Origin of the sequence: Paraburkholderia panacisoli, from assembly GCF_008369935.1 — a bacterium.
GTDB lineage: Bacteria > Pseudomonadota > Gammaproteobacteria > Burkholderiales > Burkholderiaceae > Paraburkholderia > Paraburkholderia panacisoli.
Genome location: NZ_VTUZ01000031.1, coordinates 1 through 16,284, shown reverse-complemented (window position 1 = coordinate 16,284; position 16,284 = coordinate 1). Strand labels below are relative to the sequence as shown.

Genomic DNA, 16,284 nt, shown 5'->3' with positions numbered 1-16,284 from the left:
GTCGCGTCGCCCAAAGTCCGCGCGGCCGGACGACGTGACGAGGCCGTGCGGCAGGACCAAACGGGATAACACATGGGTCAAATCACCCTCAAGCTCAAGGACGAGACCCTTGCGTCGCTGCGCAAGGACTTCGACGCTTTTCTGCGGGTTTCGCTGAAGCTCGACCCGCAGTTCGCGACGCCGTCGTTTGAGGACTTCTTGCGCGCCAAGCTGCTCGACAACATGGTGCCGCTGACCGAACACGCGGTCCAACGGATGCTGCAGGGCGGCCAGTACGCATGGGCCAAGCGCACGCTCGACAAGGAATTCCCGGATGTCGTCGCAATTCTGATGCGGCAGGCGGGCGAGTTCGGTTTCGGCTTTGCAGCGCGCTCGGAATGGACGCCGGACGAGTTGGCCAAGCAATGCCGCGACTGGGCGGCGGCGATCGTCAAGGAAGCGGAAGGCGATGCAGCGCTGGTGGACCCGCTCGCCGCGCAGATCAAAAGCGCGGCGCAGGACATCCAGGCACTCGAGGAAGTCATGCAGACGCCCGCATGGCGGCTGGTGGAATCGTTGCGTCAGCGGGTCTATGAGGCCAAAGTGGCGTGCGAGACGAACGTGGGCAGCACCGCGCGCGAGAAGCTCGGCGAACTGCGCGGGCTGCTGCGGCTGGGCATCTCGCATGGCTCGTTCCAGAAGCAGGAAGCGCAGCAGATCATGGAGTATCTACGCCTGCTCAAGCCGGAGATTTTCGTCGAAGAGCCGTATGACGTGTTTTCACGCCTCGCGGCGTGGCTGCGCAACTTCTTCGTGCCGCCGCGTCCCGTGCCGCAGCAACAGCAGCAACGACAGTCGCGCTGAGTTCGAGCTTGGGGGGGCGGCAGCGGACATCGGCTGGGCTACAGCGTTGCGGTTCTGCGGTTCTGCGGTTCTGCGGTTCTGCGGTTCTGCGGTTCTGCGGTTCCGCGGCCCAAAGAACTCGCCCCGGTTCTGCGACGCAAGCGCTTACGCCATACTTCGCCTGCGCCCGATACCCCAACCCCCGCCTCGCGCTTCAATCCCACATCTTCCTGAGCTTCGCGCCAATCTCGACCTTCGCCTTCGCGGCCGCCGCGAGCCCCGCTGCCGTCGGCGCGCTCGGCACCGGCACGCGCGGCCACGCATAAGCGTCGAACAGCGGCATCAGATGCGCAGGAATGAAGCGCGTGCGCGACGCCCACACATGACGATCACCCATATGCGTCTGGTTGTGCACGTAAAAGCGCTGCGGCACCACGATGTGCAGATCCTCTTTCGCCCGCGTCATCGCCACGTATAACAGCCGCCGTTCCTCGTCGACCTCATCCTCGCTGCCGGTGCCGAGATCGGACGGAATACAGCCGTCGACACCGTTCAGCACGAACACGTTGCGCCACTCCTGCCCCTTCGCCGAGTGAATCGTCGACAGGATCAGGTAGTCCTCGTCGATCAGCGGCACGCCGGATTCGTCGCTGGTGGCATCGGGCGGATCGAGCGTCAGTTCGGTCAGAAAGCGCTCGCGCGACGCATACGTGCCCGCGATGCTTTCCATCTGCAACACGTCCGCATGACGGATCGCAGCGTCCTCGTGATTGCGTTCGAGATGCGGCTCGTACCAGCGCCGCACCATCTCGAACTCGGCGGGCCACGGCGTCTGCCGTCCGTACACGCTCGACATCAGCTTGACGAACGGATGCCAGTCCTCCTGCGCGCGAGCGGGCGCGGCAAACGCGGCGAGTGCGCTCGCGGCGGTGTCGACGGGATTGCCGCCGCCCGCGCGCGCAACGATCTCGTCGAGCACCTTCGCCGCGGTGGCCGGCCCCACCCCCGGCAGCAACTGCACGACGCGAAAACCGGCGACGCGGTCGCGCGGATTCTCCGCCCAGCGCAGCACCGCGAGCACGTCCTTCACATGCACCGAATCGAGAAACTTCAGTCCGCCGAACTTGACGAACGGAATGTTGCGCCGGGTCAGTTCGATCTCCAGCGCGGCGCTGTGGTGGGCAGCGCGAAACAGCACCGCCTGCGACTTCAGCTTCATCCCCTGCTCACGCGCTTCGAGCACCTGTTCGACGATATAGCGGGCCTGGTCGGCTTCGTCGGCGACCGTGACCAGACGCGGGCGTTGCGCCGACGCCTTGTCGGTCCACAGATTTTTCGTGTAACGCTCGCTGGCCAGTTCGATCACCGCGTTCGACGCGGCCAGGATCGGCGCGGTCGAACGGTAGTTGCGCTCCAGCGTGACCTGCCGTGCGGGCGGGTCGAACTGCGCGGGGAAATCGAGAATGTTGCGCACGGTCGCGCCGCGAAACGAGTAGATGGACTGCGCGTCGTCGCCGACCACGGTCAGGCCGCGCCCGTCCGGCTTCAGTGCGAGCAGGATCGACGCCTGCAGACGGTTGGTGTCCTGATACTCGTCGACCAGCACGTGGTCGAAGCGCGCCGACAGGTCGGCCGCGATGGCCGGCTCCGCGGCCATGTGCGACCAGTAGAGCAGCAGATCGTCGTAGTCGAGCACGCTCTGCTTCTGTTTCGCGTCGACATACGCGGCGAACAGCATGCGCAGGTCGGCTTCCCATTCGCGGCACCACGGAAACGCGTTGTCGAGCACCTGGCCGAGCGACGCCCCGGTGTTCACGACGCGCGAATAGATGGCAAAGCACGTGCCCTTGGCCGGGAAGCGCCGCTCTTTCGCGGACAGCCCGAGTTCGTGGCGCACCAGGTTCATCAGATCGGCGGAATCTTCGCGGTCGTTGATCGTAAAGGATGGCGCGAGACCGATCAGATCGGCGTACTCGCGCAGCAGCCGCGCGCCGACGCTGTGGAACGTGCCCGACCACGTGAGCCCCTGCGCGAGCGCGGCCCGCGCGCCGAGCGCCGCGCCGGCGATGCGCGTGACGCGGCGGGTCATTTCGAGCGCCGCCCGGCGCGAAAAAGTCAGCAGCAGGATGCGGCGCGGATCGGCGCCCTTGACCACCAGATTGGCGACCCGATGCGCGAGCGTGTTGGTCTTGCCGGAGCCGGCGCCCGCGATCACCAGCAGCGCGCCGGGGGGCGCGTTGGGCGTGTCGGCGCCATACTCGACGGCTTCGCGTTGGGCGTCGTTGAGCTTCGCGAGCCAGGCGGCGGTGTCGGACGGCGGCGGAGATTCGGCGACGGAGAGCACGGTGGGTCTGGACGTTTGGATGGATACAGGATGGCGACGCATACTGTATATCCATACAACCATCGGCGACAAGCGACCCTTTTTTTGACGACTATCTGGGAGCGGAGCCGAACCGGCTTGTAACTGCGATGGCTCGACGGGGATAGGCCCCGCGCGAGTCGCGGCAAAGTACGCGAGGTCGGACTTCACGCGGAGGCACAGACCCGGAAAGAAAACGGCCCGTGCGCGCCTTTTCGCGCCACGGGCCGTTCATTGTTTCGCAAGCGAAGCGGACGACGTGACATCGACCTTCCCAGCTTGCGGCGCGCACACCTACTGCTTCTTCGCGTCCTTCAGATTGGCATCGGCATTGGCCTTGTCGGCGTCGGCCTGAGCGTCGGTTTTCGTCTTGTCCGCCTTGGCCTGCGCGACCGCGGCCTTTTTGTCCGCCTTCGACTGCTCCTTCGCGGCCTTCTTGTCAGCGTGGGTGACGGGCGCCGCCGCCGGGTCGCTCGCCTGCGCGAATGCGACCGACGACAGACAACCCGCAATCAACGCGGCATAAATCCGGTTCTTCGTGGACCTGGTGATACTCATCCGACACCTCCCTCAAACGTAGTGCGAAGCGCTGCGCCCCCCGCCCGACAGTTGCATCCCGACCAGAGGAAAGCACGGCGTGACGGCGAACGCCTCCCGCCACCCCGACGCTTCACCGCGTGGCCGCCGGTTTAGTGCTTCACATCAGCGCCATCGGCCTGAGCCGCAGCCTGCCCTTCCATGTTCATCTTCATTTCGTTGTTGGCGGCCTGCTTATCCGCCTTCTGATTGATCTTCGCGTCGCGCACCTGCTCGTTGTACTGCGTCTTGGCGGCCTTCTGCTGATCCTTCATTTCCGCCTTCGACGCCTTCTTCGACGCGCGATATTCCGCATTCGCCTTCGCGTTGGCATCACGCTTTTGCACCAGCGGGTCGGTCGAACCCGACGCCGTCAGGCGGGTCGGCGCCGGCGTCACCGGCGTCACCGGCTGCACGCCCTGCGCGGCGGGAGCGGCAGGCGCGACATCGGCGCCTTGCGTCTGCATCTGAGCCTGGCCACCGAGCCCTGCTGCCGGTTGCGCGGTCTGTGCCACAGCGGCGGTGGCGGCAAAAGCCGTGAGGGCGGTACCGATCAGGAGCGAACGAATCTGGGTCATGGCTAATCCTCTCTAAGGTTGTCGTAACGCGGGCGTCGTGTCCGGCCTACCTCGCCCGGTCTTCTGGTCGCTGGGGGTTTCGATGAAAACCCAGCAATCTCTGCTACGTTTCCGCACTTTACGAGCGAACTCTGCGATGTACGATCCGTGTTACGCAACGTTTCACTTTCCGACAATCGGATAACAACTGCTTGCATTTGCTTGCGCGGGGGCCGCGCACACCGCGAGCTTCATCCAGGGCAAGCTTGTGCCTTATGATGCGAACCCTTTGCCTGAAGGTGCAAACGCCATGCCCAACCTCGATTTCACGCTCACCGGCGACTACGTCGAACTGCACAATCTCCTGAAGATAACGGGGCTCGCGGACAGCGGCGGCTCGGCCAAAATGATGGTCGCGGACGGCGCCGTAACCGTCGACGGACAGGTCGAGACTCGTAAGACCTGCAAAATCCGCGCGGGCCAGGTCGTGCTGCTCGGCGATACGCGGATCGCGGTCCACGAGGCCCACTGAGGCTGCGTCCACCGCCCCGCCCCACCGGCAGTCCGGAAATTCGCAGCACCGGGCGCACCAGAATCGTGCGTCTTCCATCGACATCGCCGGGGCGACGCAATAAGCTGTTGGTTTCGACAGACAAACCCTTTGGCCAGCACGAGCGGCTCGCGAACGCAGCGCGCTTTCCTTCTCCACAGCTGAACGCGCGGCCGCTGCAACGCGCCGCCGCCAGCGGGCGAAGCGAGCGACGCGCGCCGCACGCCTGCCCCGTGACACTGCCGCCACTTCCGCCGTCAAGCGCTTCATGACTCAATCCGGCTTCACCCGGGTGGCCGCCCGGCCGCCGACCTACTCCCGCCACGCGGCCGACACCGCCCGGCTCGCCGCGCCGCTCGCGATCGCGCAGCTCTCGCAAATGGCGATGAGCGTCACCGACACCATCCTGCTCGGCTCGCTCGGCCCCGATGCGCTCGCCGCCGGCGGGCTCGGCGCGAACCTGTTCTTCGTCGTGGTGACGCTGCTGCAGGGCGTGCTGACTTCCGTCAGCGTGAGCGTGTCGCACGCGCGCGGCGCGCAGGACGATGGCCGCGTGCCGCATATCTACTGGACCGGTTTCGTGCTGTCGGTGCTGCTGTCGGTGCCGGCGTTCATCCTGCTGTCGTTCGCGTCGCGGATCCTGCTCGCGTTCGGCGAGCCGGGCCTACTCGCGCACAACGTCGGCGAATACGCGGCGGTGCTGCGCTGGGGCGCGCCCGCCAGCCTGATCGGCGTCGGCCTGATGCGCTCGTTCCTGCCGGCGATCGGCGCGGCGCGACGCCTGCTGTGGGTGTCGATCGTAAGCGTCGGCGTCAACGCGTTCCTGAATTACGGGCTGATCCACGGCGCCTATGGGCTGCCGCGGCTCGGCTTTCTGGGCTCGGCGGCCGCGACCTCGATCACCGTCTGGTTGACCGCGCTCGTGCTGATGGCGCTGCTCCATCTGCGGCCGCGCTTCCGCCATTTCGTCGTCGCGACGCGGCCGAACGTGCCTTTGATGGGCGAACTGTTCGGCATCGGCTGGCCGGTCGCGATCACTTATGGCGTCGAGTCGACGCTCTTTCTCGCCACCGGCCTGATGGTCGGCTTGCTCGGCGAGTCGCAGCTGGCCGCGCATCAGATCGCGCTGAACGTCGCGTCGGTGGCCTTCATGGTGCCGCTCGCGATCGGCCAGGCGGCCAACGTCCGGGTCGGCTTCTGGGCCGGCGCCGGGCAGCCGCTGGCCGCGCGCCATGCGGGCTTCGTCGCGCTGGCGCTGGGCGTCGGCTTCATGACGCTGTCGGGGATCGTGCTGATTGCCGCGCCGCACTGGATCGTCGGCCTCTATCTGCATCTCGACGACCCGGCCAACGCGCCGACCGTCGCGCTGGCGAGTTCGCTGCTGGGCGTGGCGGCAATATTCCAGATCGTCGACGGCATGCAGACGGTCGGTTCGGGCTGCCTGCGCGGGCTGAAGGACACGCGGGTGCCGATGATCGCCGCGGCGTTCGGTTATTGGGTGATCGGTTTTCCGACCGGCTATACGCTGGCGTTTCACTTTGGCCTCGGCGCGCGCGGTTTGTGGTGGGGGCTCGCGGCCGGCCTCGCGAGCGTCGCGCTTCTGATGACGCTGCGGTTTCATAGGCTGAGCTTGCGGCGCGTGCCGGCGGCGGCTGTGACGCCGCCTGTTGGATCGGGTTGAGCGCGGGCGGGTTGCCGTTTGCCGTTTGCCGTTTGCCGTTTGCCGTTTGCCGTTTGCCGTTTGCCAGTTCGGATGCGCTCGTGCCGACTCGTTCGCGCGAGACATCCAAACGACGAAGCATCACCAGCGCCTCATTCAATCCAGCCACCGCAACGCCCTCAACAAGGACCGACCCGTCCTCCACAGCCGCCCGGCCGCCAATAGGTAAAATGCCAATCCCGGCCCACCGGCGCCCACCCGCGCCACGCGCCGGGATTCCGCTTGGCACGCCCCACAAAGGCCAGCGCCGCCCGCAGGCTCACCACTGCCCGCCCGGTTCGCCGCGTTCGCGCGGCGGACTTCCGAACGCCGCCGCTGCGGCTGGCCCACTCGGCCGCTCGACGCACCCTCGATTCTCGCGATAAAACATAACCAAGGACCACCCGTCATGCTTGCCCGCGTCACCCGCTTATTTCCGCTCTGGGCCGTGCTCGTTTCGATCGCCGCGTACTTCTCGCCCGCGTCGTTCACGGGCATCGCGCCGCACGTCACCACGCTGCTCACGATCATCATGCTGGCGATGGGCGTCACGTTATCCGTGGCCGATTTCCAGCGCGTCTTCACGCGGCCCGCGCCGGTGCTCGCCGGCATCGTGCTGCACTACCTCGTGATGCCGCTCGCCGCCTGGGTGATCGCCAAGGCCCTGCGCATGCCGCCGGACCTGACCGCCGGCATGGTGCTGGTGGGCAGCGTCGCGAGCGGTACGGCGTCGAACGTGATGATCTATCTGGCGCGCGGCGACGTCGCGTTGTCGGTGACGATCAGCGCGCTGTCGACGCTCGTCGGCGTGTTCGCGACGCCGCTTCTCACGCGTCTTTACGTGGACGCGTCGATCGCCGTCGACGTGCACGGCATGCTGATGAGCATCCTGCAGATCGTCGCGCTGCCGATCGTGGTCGGCCTGATCATCAACCATCTGTTCAGCAAGACGGTGCGCAAGATCGAACCGATCCTGCCGCTGGTCTCGATGGTCGCGATCGTGCTGATCATCGGCGCGGTGGTGGGCGGCACGCAGAAGAGCATCGCGTCGGTCGGCCTGGTCGTGATGCTGGGCGTGGTGCTGCATAACGGCATCGGCCTACTCGGCGGTTACTGGGGCGGGCGTCTGCTCGGTTTCGACGAAGCCGTCTGCCGCACCCTCGCGATCGAAGTGGGCATGCAGAACTCGGGCCTCGCCGCGACGCTCGGCAAGCTGTATTTCACGCCGATCGCAGCCTTGCCGGGTGCGTTGTTCTCGGTGTGGCACAACCTGTCCGGCTCGCTGCTCGCGGGCCACTGGGCGGGACGTCCCGCGAAAGGCTCCACGCATGCGGACGGCGAGCACGCGTTGAACGCCGGGCGCGGCTAACGCGCACGCGGCGCGCGCCGCGATCACAGTTTAAAAAGGCGGTTGCGGCAGCGCTCGACATGAGCGCATAGACTCAACTGCGCTCTTTGTCGGCACGCTCATCACGTGCCGGCAAAGGCCGCCGCGCAATCTGGCCGCCATAGAAGTCCCGTCACCGCGCTCACACGGCAGCACGAAACCGCCTGCCCCCAATTCCCCTTAGAATGGTTTTCTCGACAACGTGAGCAAGCATCCGCGCTGCCGTCACGAGAAGCTTGCAAACAAGGGGACGACAGCGTGCCGGGGCATCACGAACAGAACCGAAGCGCACTACAAGGCAAGCGCGCATTCAGCACACCCAGAACGAAGTCCCCCTGGGGGACCACGAGACATATTTTCCTGCTGTGCTGCGCGGCGGCAATACTGACCGCCTGCGCAAGCAAGCCGCCCGCCACCGCGTTCGACCGTCCGGTCACCCACGCGCTGCCCGCCACCGCGACCACCCCGCTGCGCACCGCGCTCGCGCCGCTCGAAGCCGCGCATCCGGGGCAATCGAGTTTTCGTGTGCTGTCGAACGGCACCGACGCGTTGCAGATGCGCATCGCACTCGCGCGCGCGGCGACCCAAACCCTCGAAATGCAGTACTACATCGCCAACGAGGACACCACCGGCAAGCTGCTGCTCGGCGCCGCGCTGTACGCGGCCGATCACGGCGTGCGGGTGCGCATGCTGGTCGACGATCTGAACTTCAAGGACATCGACCGGGTGATGGCGGGCCTGAACTCGCACGACAACATCGAGATCCGCGTGTTCAATCCGTTCGGCAGCGCGCAGGAAGGCATGTTCGAACGCACTACGAACCTGTTCACACAGATCGGCCACTTCACGCGCCGCATGCACAACAAGGCGATGATCGCGGACAACCAGTTGGCGATCGTCGGCGGCCGCAATCTCGGCGACGAGTATTTCAGCGCGAGCGAAACGCTGCAGTTCCGCGACCTCGACGTGCTGGCCGCCGGCCCGATCACCGCCGACATCTCGGCGAGTTTCGACGACTACTGGAACAGCAGCCTTTCGTATCCGCTGCGGGCGCTGAACAAACAGAAGTTCGACGCGAAGGAACTCGATCAGACACGCGACGAATTGCGCCAGCACTGGCGCACCAACGCCGATCCGTACAACGCGAAACCCCTGAACGCGACGCCGCTCGCGTCGCAGATCACGAGCGAGCAACTCGGCCTCATCTGGGCGCCCGCCGAATTCAAGGCGGACCTGCCGGAAAAGATCGAGCATCCGTCGCCGGACTACGTCAGTCCACCGATGCAGCGGCTGCATGAATTGATGCACGACGCGCGCCACGACTTCCTGATCGTGTCGCCGTACTTCGTGCCGCACGATGCCGGCGTCAAGGCGGCCGGCGAACTCACGCACCGTGGCGTGCGCATCGCCGTGCTGACCAACTCGCTCGCCGCGACCGACGCGGTCGCCGTGCAGGCGGGCTACAGTCCGTATCGCGTGCCGCTGCTGCAACAAGGCGTCGAGCTATACGAATTCAAGCCGCGCCAGGAAACCCCGACCGCGGGCATCGCCGGCTCGCGTTCGCGCGCCAGCCTGCATGCGAAAACCTACGTGATCGACCACCAGATTCTGGTGATCGGCTCGATGAACCTCGACCCCCGCTCGGCCCATCTGAACACCGAACTGGCGCTGGTGATCCATAGTGCGCAGCTCGCGGACCAGGTCGCGCGCATCTTCGAGCACGGCACGTCGCCCGAGGAAAGCTATCGCGTCACGCTGGCCGACGACGCCCAGCTCGCCTATTTGCGCTCGATCGGCGCGCCGCTCTCGCCGCTCGTGTGGAGCGACGTCGAGAACGGCACGCGCCGCACCTACATTTTCGATCCACAAGCCGGGTTATACCGGAACGTGCTAACGGGACTATTCTCCCTATTGCCTGTCAACGCAGAACTTTGAGAAGCGGAGTGAAACATGACCGAAGACGTACGAATGGAGCGTGACACGTTCGGTGAAATCGCCGTGCCGAACGCGCGTCTGTGGGGCGCGCAAACTCAGCGCTCGCTGCAGAACTTCCGTATTTCGACCGAGAAGCAGTCGCCCGAGCTGATCACCGCGCTGGCCGTCATTAAACGCTCGGCCGCCGAGGTGAACCTCGGCCTCGGCGTGCTCGACGAAAGCAAGGCTCGCGCAATCATGCAGGCCGCCGACGAGATCATCGACGGCAAGCATCCGGAGGAATTTCCGCTCGCCGTCTGGCAGACCGGCTCCGGCACGCAGACCAACATGAACCTCAACGAGGTGATCGCGAACCGCGCGAGCGAGCTGCTCGGCGGCGAGCGCGGCGAAGCGCGCAAGGTGCATCCGAACGACGACGTGAATCGCGGCCAGTCGTCGAACGACGTGTTCCCGACCGCGATGCATGTGGCCGCCGCGTACGCGATCGTCAAGCATCTGCTGCCGGCACTGAAAACGCTGCGCGACACGCTCGACGGCAAGGCGAAGGCATTTGCCGATATCGTCAAGATTGGCCGCACGCACTTGCAGGACGCCACGCCGCTCACGCTCGGCCAGGAGTTTTCGGGCTACGTCGCACAACTCGAGCACGGCATCCGTCACGTGGAATCGGCGCTGCCGCATCTGTACGAACTCGCGCAAGGCGGCACCGCGGTCGGCACGGGTCTGAACGCGCATCCGCAGTTCGCGGACAAGGTGGCGGCCGCCATCGGCAAGCTGACCGGCCTGCCGTTCGTGTCGGCGCCGAACAAGTTCGAGGTGATGGCCGCGGCCGATGCGCTGGTGTTCGCGCACGGCGCGTTGAAGACCGTCGCGGCGAGCCTGAACAAGATCGCCAACGACATTCGCTGGCTCGCGAGCGGCCCGCGTTGCGGGCTCGGCGAACTGTCGATTCCGGAGAACGAGCCGGGCAGTTCGATCATGCCGGGCAAGGTCAACCCGACCCAGTCCGAAGCGCTGACCATGCTGTGCTCACAGGTGTTCGGCAACGACGTCGCGGTGAACATCGGCGGCGCGAGCGGCAACTTCGAGCTGAACGTGTTCCGGCCGATGATCGCGCACAACGTGCTGCAATCGGTTCGTCTGCTCGCCGACGGCGCGCACAGTTTCAACGACAACTGCGCGGTGGGCATCGAGCCGAACCGCGAGCGCGTCGATACTTTGCTGAACGAGTCGTTGATGCTGGTGACGGCGCTCAATCCGCACATCGGCTATGACAAGGCCGCGCAGATCGCGAAGAAGGCGCACAAGGAAGGCACCACGCTGAAGGCGTCGGCGCTCGCGCTCGGCTTCGTCACCGAGCAGCAGTTCGACGAATGGGTGCGGCCGAAGGATATGGTTGGGAATTCGGCGGTGTGATGCCGGGGCGAGCCGTCGCGCTGCCGGCGTGACGGTCTGGTCCCTCATGCGCGGGCTTCGCGCCCGCCGCAAATGACGTTGAATCAACGGCTGCGCGAACGCCACGGTTCGCGCGGCCCTCGCGGGCCTTCAGGGGCCTTGGAACAGCGCCCCTCGAATGCGCCGCTTAAATCTTGCCCTGCGCCACTTCGTCCGGCTTCAGTTCGACGATGGCGTCGAGCGCTTCCTTCACGTCTATCGCGTACTTTGCGAGGCGTTTCTGCTCCTCGCTCTGCGGCACGAAAGCGGGTACCGGCACCGGTTGGCCGTTCTCGTTGACGGCGACCATCACGATCAGACAATCGGTGGTTTGCAGCAGTTCGCCGCCCTTCGGGTCGCCCGCCTGCACCGATACGTGAATGTGCATGCTGGTGCGGCCCGTCGCCACGACCCGCGCGCGTAATTCGACCAGATTGCCGACCAGAATCGGCCGGCGAAAGCGAATATTGCCCACGCTGACCGTCACGCAATAGCGTCCCGACCATACCGCCGAGCACGCATACGCGGTCTCGTCGATCCACTTCATCAGCGCGCCGCCGTGCACCTTGCCGCCGAAGTTGACCGAGCTCGGCTCGGCAAGAAAGCGGAAAGTGGTTTCCGAACGGTCCAGCGGCGCTACAGGAGGGGTGCTCATCTTGACTCCGGTCAATCGGATGCATTGAAAGGGGGCGATTATACGAGCGCAATATTGACGGCGTGGCGGCTTTGGACGGCCTGCGCCGCCGAATCTTTGCCGGTGAGCGCGCGAGTCTTTCGACTAGCTTTCGATGAAATTTCCGCTTGAGGTGAGCGGCGCTCGCGCTGGATCGTGCGCCTATTTGTGGAAACTGATCCCTTCGTCGATCGTGCCGTACATGTTGATGCTGCCGGAGCCGGCACCGGACCCGGCGCCGCCCAGCGCGCAGGCGGAGAACAGCAGGACCGCGGCGGCGACGGCAAGAAAAGTTTTCATGACAACGTGTTCCTGCAAAGACAGACTTCGATTCTAGCCTGGCAAGCGGTCGCGACGCCGCGGCGCAGCGCGGCAGTCCAGGCCGATACGAACCCCGCCCAGCACTGCCGGATTTTCGTAGCCTCGGCATGCCATTGTTCACGCTAAGCTGAAACATCGAATAGCGAAGCCCATTACAGTGGACTCTATGGCGCTTCGCGCGCCGCCCTTGGAGACGCCCGATGGCCGCCACCCTCACCGACGAACCGAACCATTTTCCAGGCCTCAGCCGGATCGGCGCGCTGCTCGCCGATCCGGGCCGCGCCGCGATGCTGTGGGCGCTGATGGACGGCAGCGCGCGCCCCGCCGGCGAACTGACGATGATCGCGGGACTCTCGCCGTCGGCGGCCAGTGCGCATCTCGCGCGCCTCACCGACGGCGGCCTGCTCGCGCTCGAAGTGCGCGGCCGGCATCGCTACTTCCGGATCGCATCGCCCGACATTGCCGCGTCGATCGAGGCGCTCGCCAACGTCGCGCAAGTCAGCGCGCCGCAGCGCGCGACGCCGCGTCCGGCGCGCACGGTGCCGCTCGACATGCGCTACGCCCGCACCTGCTACGACCACATGGCGGGCGAGTTGTCGGTGCAGGTGTTCGAGCGGCTGGTCGAGCGCGGTCTGCTGACGCTGCACGGCACCACGCTCGAGGCCACCGCCGACGGCGCCGCGCGCTTCGCCGAATGGGGCATCGACCTGTCCGCCCAGAGGAGCCGCCGGCGCCGCTTCGCGTGCACGTGCCCCGACTGGAGCGAGCGGCGTCCGCATCTTGGCGGCGCGCTCGGCGCGGCGTTGCTCGACGCGTGGTCGATGCACGGCTGGGTCGAACGGACCGAGCGGCCGCGCATTCTGCGCGTCACGCCGGCGGGCCACCGTCATTTCGATGCGTTTCTGGGGGCGTGAGTCGCCCGCCGGTGCGAGCGGCGACCCCGACAGTTGCGCCGTGAATCGGGTCAACTGCCGTATCAAAACCGGCGGACGGCCGGACGCGAGACTTTTTGTTACACGCCGATGCCGCGGCCTTACAAAAGTGGGGGCCTTGAAACAAACGCCGCGGGTAGAGTGACTTACGGACCGAGCAGATCGCTGTGTCCGTTGGAGATAAGTCATGAGAACAGTCACCGCCCACCCCCTTTCGACGCACCGCTTGCCGGGCTACACGCTGATCGCCGCCGCTGTCCTGCTGTGCGCTACGCAAGCCACCTTGGCGCAGGACATGCCATCTGCGCCCCAGGACGCCGCGACCAGCCAGAATACCGACCCGCCAGGGCGCATCGCGCGGCTGAACTACACGGCGGGCACCGTGACCACCGAGCCCGCCGGCGCCACCGACTGGTCCTACGCACAGATCAACCGCCCGCTCACCAGCGGCGACCAGCTCTGGAACGACCAGAACGCGCGCTCCGAGATGCACATCGGCTCGACAGCGGTGCGGCTCGGCGAGTCCACCAGCCTCGACGTGCTCAATCTCGACGACAACAGCGCCCAGCTGAAAGTCGCGCAGGGCACCTTGTCGACCCGCGTGCGCGAACTGCCACCGGGTTCGTCGTATGAAATCGACACGCCGAACATCGCGCTCGGCGTGAACGGGCCCGGCGACTACCGCGTCGACGTCGCACCGGACGGCAGCAGCACCACCGTCACCGTGCGCAGCGGCAGCGCGACCGTGTACGGCGACAGCGGCGAGGTGCCCGTTACGGCCGGCCGGCAGATACGCTTCGGCGGCACCAGCCTGCAACAGCTTGCCGACAACCAGGTGCCCGGCCTCGACAGCCTCGATCAATGGGCCGTGAGCCGCGACGCCGCGGAGGACCGCTCGGTGTCGGCACAGTATGTGTCGCGCGACGTGCCCGGCTATCAGGATCTCGACGCCAACGGCACGTGGCGCAGCAGCCCGCAATACGGCGAAGTATGGGTGCCGCGCGCCACGCCCGCCGGCTGGGCGCCCTATCATGACGGCCATTGGGTCTGGCAGGCGCCGTGGGGCTGGACCTGGGTCGACGACCAGCCGTGGGGCTTCGCGCCGTACCACTACGGCCGCTGGGTGCAGATGGACGACACGTGGGCGTGGGTGCCGGGACCGGTCGTAACCGACGCGCCGCCGGTCTATGCGCCGGCCCTGGTCGCCTTCGTCGGCGACGACGAAGGCGGTGGCGTGCCCGACTGGGGCGTGAATCTGGCGGTCGGCGGGATCGTGGCGGCCGGCGTCGCGTGGTTCCCGCTCGGCCCGGGCGAACGGTGGCATCCGCATTGGGGCGGCCACGATCACTGGAGCGAGGGTTACTACAACCGCGTCAACCGGAACACGTTCGTCAACCAGTACAACCGCAACGTGAACATCCACAACACGTACGTCAACTATCGCGCGCGCGGCGGCCTGACTGCCGTGCCGGCGACGGCGTTCGTGCACGGGCAGCCGGTCGGACGCTTCGCGCAGAAGGTCGATCCGGGGCAATGGCACAACGCGCGGTTCAACCCGGGCGGGCCGGGGATCGCGCCGGTGCGGGAGAGCTTCGGGCCGGGTCTGCGCAACGCGAATTACCGGCCGCCGGCGGGCGTGATCACGCGTCCGGTGGTGGCGACGCGCAGTCCCGCGATGCCGGCCGCTTATCACGACAGCCTCGCCCAGCGTTTCGCGCAAAGCGGCGGACGGGTGCCGGGCGGCGGTCAGCCTATCGTGCGGACCTCGGTGCCCGCGCATATGGCGGGCGGGCCAGGCGCGCTGCCGGCGCAGAACGTGCGGGTCGTGCAGTCGCATATCGCGGGACGGCCGCCGGGCGCGGCGGCGGGTGCACCGATGCCTGGTGCGCCCAATGCCATGCAGCAGGCGGGACAGCGGCCGGGCGAAGGCGCTGGCGCCGGTCAGGTGCCGCATGCGGGCGAGCCGCAAGCTCGACCGGGGATGCCACCGCAGATGGTCAGCAATCAGCGCCCGCAGCAGCCGGGCCAAATGGCGCATCCGACGAATGGTGTGCCGCGGCCGCCGCAAGCGGGTGGCGGCAACCCGGCGGGTTATGCGCAGGAGCATGGGATGGGGATGCCGCAGCAGGCGGGTCGGCAGCCGGGTGCGAATGGCGGCCACGAGCCGGTTTGGACGCAGCCGCATGCGCCGATGGCGCAGCAGCGGGGCGGTCCGCCGGAACAGCCGGGGCGGCCAGGTTTCGGCCAGCAGCCCGGTCCCAACGTGCAGGCGAACGCGGGAATGCAACAGCATGCCGTGCCGCGTCCGGGGGAAAATCCGGCAATGCAGCAGCAGGCGCGTGAGCAGGAGTTTCAGGCGCGGCAGCAGGCGCAACGGCAAGCTGAAACGCAGGCACAGCAGCGGCGTGAGGCGCCTCGTCCACAACCGATGCAGATGGCGCGGCCGGAGCCGCAGCCGCAGCCGCAACAGGTGCAACAGCAGCAACCGCGTTTTGAGCCACGGCCGCAACAGGTGCAACAGCCGCGCCCCGAACCACGACCGCAGCAGGTTCAGCAACCGCGTCCTGAACCACGGCCGCAGCAGGTGCAACAGCCGCGCCCCGAACCACGACCGCAGCAGGTTCAGCAACCGCGTCCTGAACCACGGCCGCAGCCGGTACAACAGCCGCGCCCCGAACCGCGTCCGCAGCAGGTGCAGCAGCCGCGTCCGCAACCGCAGCAGCAACACGCCGAGCAGCATTCCGGCGGCGGCAACCGCGACGAGCATCACAAGAGCTGAGCACGGCCGACCAAAGATCCCGCGCGTAACGGCGCACGCGAACGGCAGCATAAAAAAACCCGCGATTCACATCGCGGGTTTTTTCGTTGCACGACCGAAACCGGCCGCCGTCGCGCGCTCAAATGTAAGCACCCGGCGAAGGCATCTTGAACGGCAAGCCGGGCAGCCCGACGATCATGTCCATTCAAATTTTAAATGGACAGGTGTACATGATGGACGAAGTCGAGGTTGTCCAGGAGGTGGTTCAGCCGACACGG

The 16,284-nt window shown here is 66.6% G+C and carries 13 protein-coding genes; 8 read left to right on the top strand and 5 right to left on the bottom strand.

Annotated features, from left to right (window positions below; all coding sequences use genetic code 11):
- Window positions 1-72: 72 nt before the first annotated feature.
- Window positions 73-843, top strand: coding sequence for a DUF4088 family protein (locus FVF58_RS33950; protein WP_149674115.1), 771 nt, complete (start codon window positions 73-75; stop codon window positions 841-843).
- A 193-nt stretch (window positions 844-1,036) separates the two neighbouring features.
- Here FVF58_RS33950 and FVF58_RS33945 read toward each other — a convergent pair whose 3' ends face one another.
- The 3 genes from FVF58_RS33945 to FVF58_RS33935 all read right to left on the bottom strand — a co-directional run bounded on the left by FVF58_RS33945 (window position 1,037) and on the right by FVF58_RS33935 (window position 4,338).
- Window positions 1,037-3,166 (bottom strand): ATP-dependent helicase, encoded by a 2,130-nt coding sequence (locus FVF58_RS33945; RefSeq protein WP_149674201.1) that lies wholly within the window; start codon window positions 3,164-3,166, stop codon window positions 1,037-1,039.
- Window positions 3,167-3,478: 312 nt separating this feature from the next.
- A complete protein-coding gene (locus tag FVF58_RS33940; RefSeq protein WP_149674114.1) occupies window positions 3,479-3,742 on the bottom strand; it encodes a hypothetical protein in 264 nt (87 codons plus the stop codon).
- 131 nt (window positions 3,743-3,873) lie between these two features.
- Window positions 3,874-4,338, bottom strand: a complete 465-nt coding sequence (locus FVF58_RS33935; RefSeq protein WP_149674113.1) for a hypothetical protein — start codon at window positions 4,336-4,338, stop codon at window positions 3,874-3,876.
- 289 nt (window positions 4,339-4,627) lie between these two features.
- Between FVF58_RS33935 and FVF58_RS33930 the strand changes: the two genes are divergently transcribed.
- The 5 genes from FVF58_RS33930 (at window position 4,628) to fumC (ending at window position 11,304) form a co-directional block, all read left to right on the top strand.
- Window positions 4,628-4,849, top strand: coding sequence for an RNA-binding S4 domain-containing protein (locus tag FVF58_RS33930; protein ID WP_149674112.1), 222 nt, complete (start codon window positions 4,628-4,630; stop codon window positions 4,847-4,849).
- 286 nt (window positions 4,850-5,135) lie between these two features.
- Window positions 5,136-6,548, top strand: coding sequence for an MATE family efflux transporter (locus tag FVF58_RS33925; protein WP_149674111.1), 1,413 nt, complete (start codon window positions 5,136-5,138; stop codon window positions 6,546-6,548).
- Between the two features lie 427 nt (window positions 6,549-6,975).
- Window positions 6,976-7,935 (top strand): ketopantoate/pantoate/pantothenate transporter PanS, encoded by a 960-nt coding sequence (gene panS, locus FVF58_RS33920; protein ID WP_149674110.1) that lies wholly within the window; start codon window positions 6,976-6,978, stop codon window positions 7,933-7,935.
- A gap of 372 nt (window positions 7,936-8,307) precedes the next feature.
- Window positions 8,308-9,888, top strand: a complete 1,581-nt coding sequence (locus FVF58_RS33915) for a phospholipase D family protein (protein ID WP_246217287.1) — start codon at window positions 8,308-8,310, stop codon at window positions 9,886-9,888.
- Window positions 9,889-9,903: 15 nt separating this feature from the next.
- Window positions 9,904-11,304: a class II fumarate hydratase gene (gene fumC, locus FVF58_RS33910; protein WP_149674108.1), complete on the top strand. Its 1,401-nt coding sequence runs from the start codon at window positions 9,904-9,906 to the stop codon at window positions 11,302-11,304.
- A gap of 166 nt (window positions 11,305-11,470) precedes the next feature.
- Here fumC and FVF58_RS33905 read toward each other — a convergent pair whose 3' ends face one another.
- On the bottom strand, window positions 11,471-11,977 hold the full coding sequence (locus FVF58_RS33905) for an acyl-CoA thioesterase (RefSeq protein ID WP_149674107.1): 507 nt from the start codon (window positions 11,975-11,977) through the stop codon (window positions 11,471-11,473).
- Between the two features lie 180 nt (window positions 11,978-12,157).
- Entirely contained in the window at window positions 12,158-12,295 is a 138-nt protein-coding gene (locus FVF58_RS51685) for a hypothetical protein (RefSeq protein ID WP_188131002.1), read from the bottom strand.
- A gap of 221 nt (window positions 12,296-12,516) precedes the next feature.
- On the opposite strand from FVF58_RS51685, the gene FVF58_RS33900 reads away from it, so the two are divergent.
- Window positions 12,517-13,230 carry an ArsR/SmtB family transcription factor gene (locus tag FVF58_RS33900; protein ID WP_149674106.1) on the top strand — a complete coding sequence of 238 codons (714 nt, stop codon included), beginning with the start codon at window positions 12,517-12,519 and terminating at the stop codon, window positions 13,228-13,230.
- A 205-nt stretch (window positions 13,231-13,435) separates the two neighbouring features.
- Complete coding sequence (locus FVF58_RS33895; RefSeq protein ID WP_149674105.1) at window positions 13,436-16,027, top strand: DUF6600 domain-containing protein; 2,592 nt, start codon at window positions 13,436-13,438, stop codon at window positions 16,025-16,027.
- The last annotated feature ends 257 nt before the right edge of the window (window positions 16,028-16,284 follow it).

Coding starts and splice junctions, on each gene's coding strand:
- FVF58_RS33935 (WP_149674113.1), bottom strand. CDS start 4,338: ATGACCCAGATTCGTTCGCTCCTGATCGGTACCGCCCTCACGGCTTTT.
- FVF58_RS33900 (WP_149674106.1), top strand. CDS start 12,517: ATGGCCGCCACCCTCACCGACGAACCGAACCATTTTCCAGGCCTCAGC.
- fumC (WP_149674108.1), top strand. CDS start 9,904: ATGACCGAAGACGTACGAATGGAGCGTGACACGTTCGGTGAAATCGCC.
- panS (WP_149674110.1), top strand. CDS start 6,976: ATGCTTGCCCGCGTCACCCGCTTATTTCCGCTCTGGGCCGTGCTCGTT.
- FVF58_RS33905 (WP_149674107.1), bottom strand. CDS start 11,977: ATGAGCACCCCTCCTGTAGCGCCGCTGGACCGTTCGGAAACCACTTTC.
- FVF58_RS33925 (WP_149674111.1), top strand. CDS start 5,136: ATGACTCAATCCGGCTTCACCCGGGTGGCCGCCCGGCCGCCGACCTAC.
- FVF58_RS33930 (WP_149674112.1), top strand. CDS start 4,628: ATGCCCAACCTCGATTTCACGCTCACCGGCGACTACGTCGAACTGCAC.
- FVF58_RS33895 (WP_149674105.1), top strand. CDS start 13,436: ATGAGAACAGTCACCGCCCACCCCCTTTCGACGCACCGCTTGCCGGGC.
- FVF58_RS33940 (WP_149674114.1), bottom strand. CDS start 3,742: ATGAGTATCACCAGGTCCACGAAGAACCGGATTTATGCCGCGTTGATT.
- FVF58_RS51685 (WP_188131002.1), bottom strand. CDS start 12,295: ATGAAAACTTTTCTTGCCGTCGCCGCCGCGGTCCTGCTGTTCTCCGCC.
- FVF58_RS33950 (WP_149674115.1), top strand. CDS start 73: ATGGGTCAAATCACCCTCAAGCTCAAGGACGAGACCCTTGCGTCGCTG.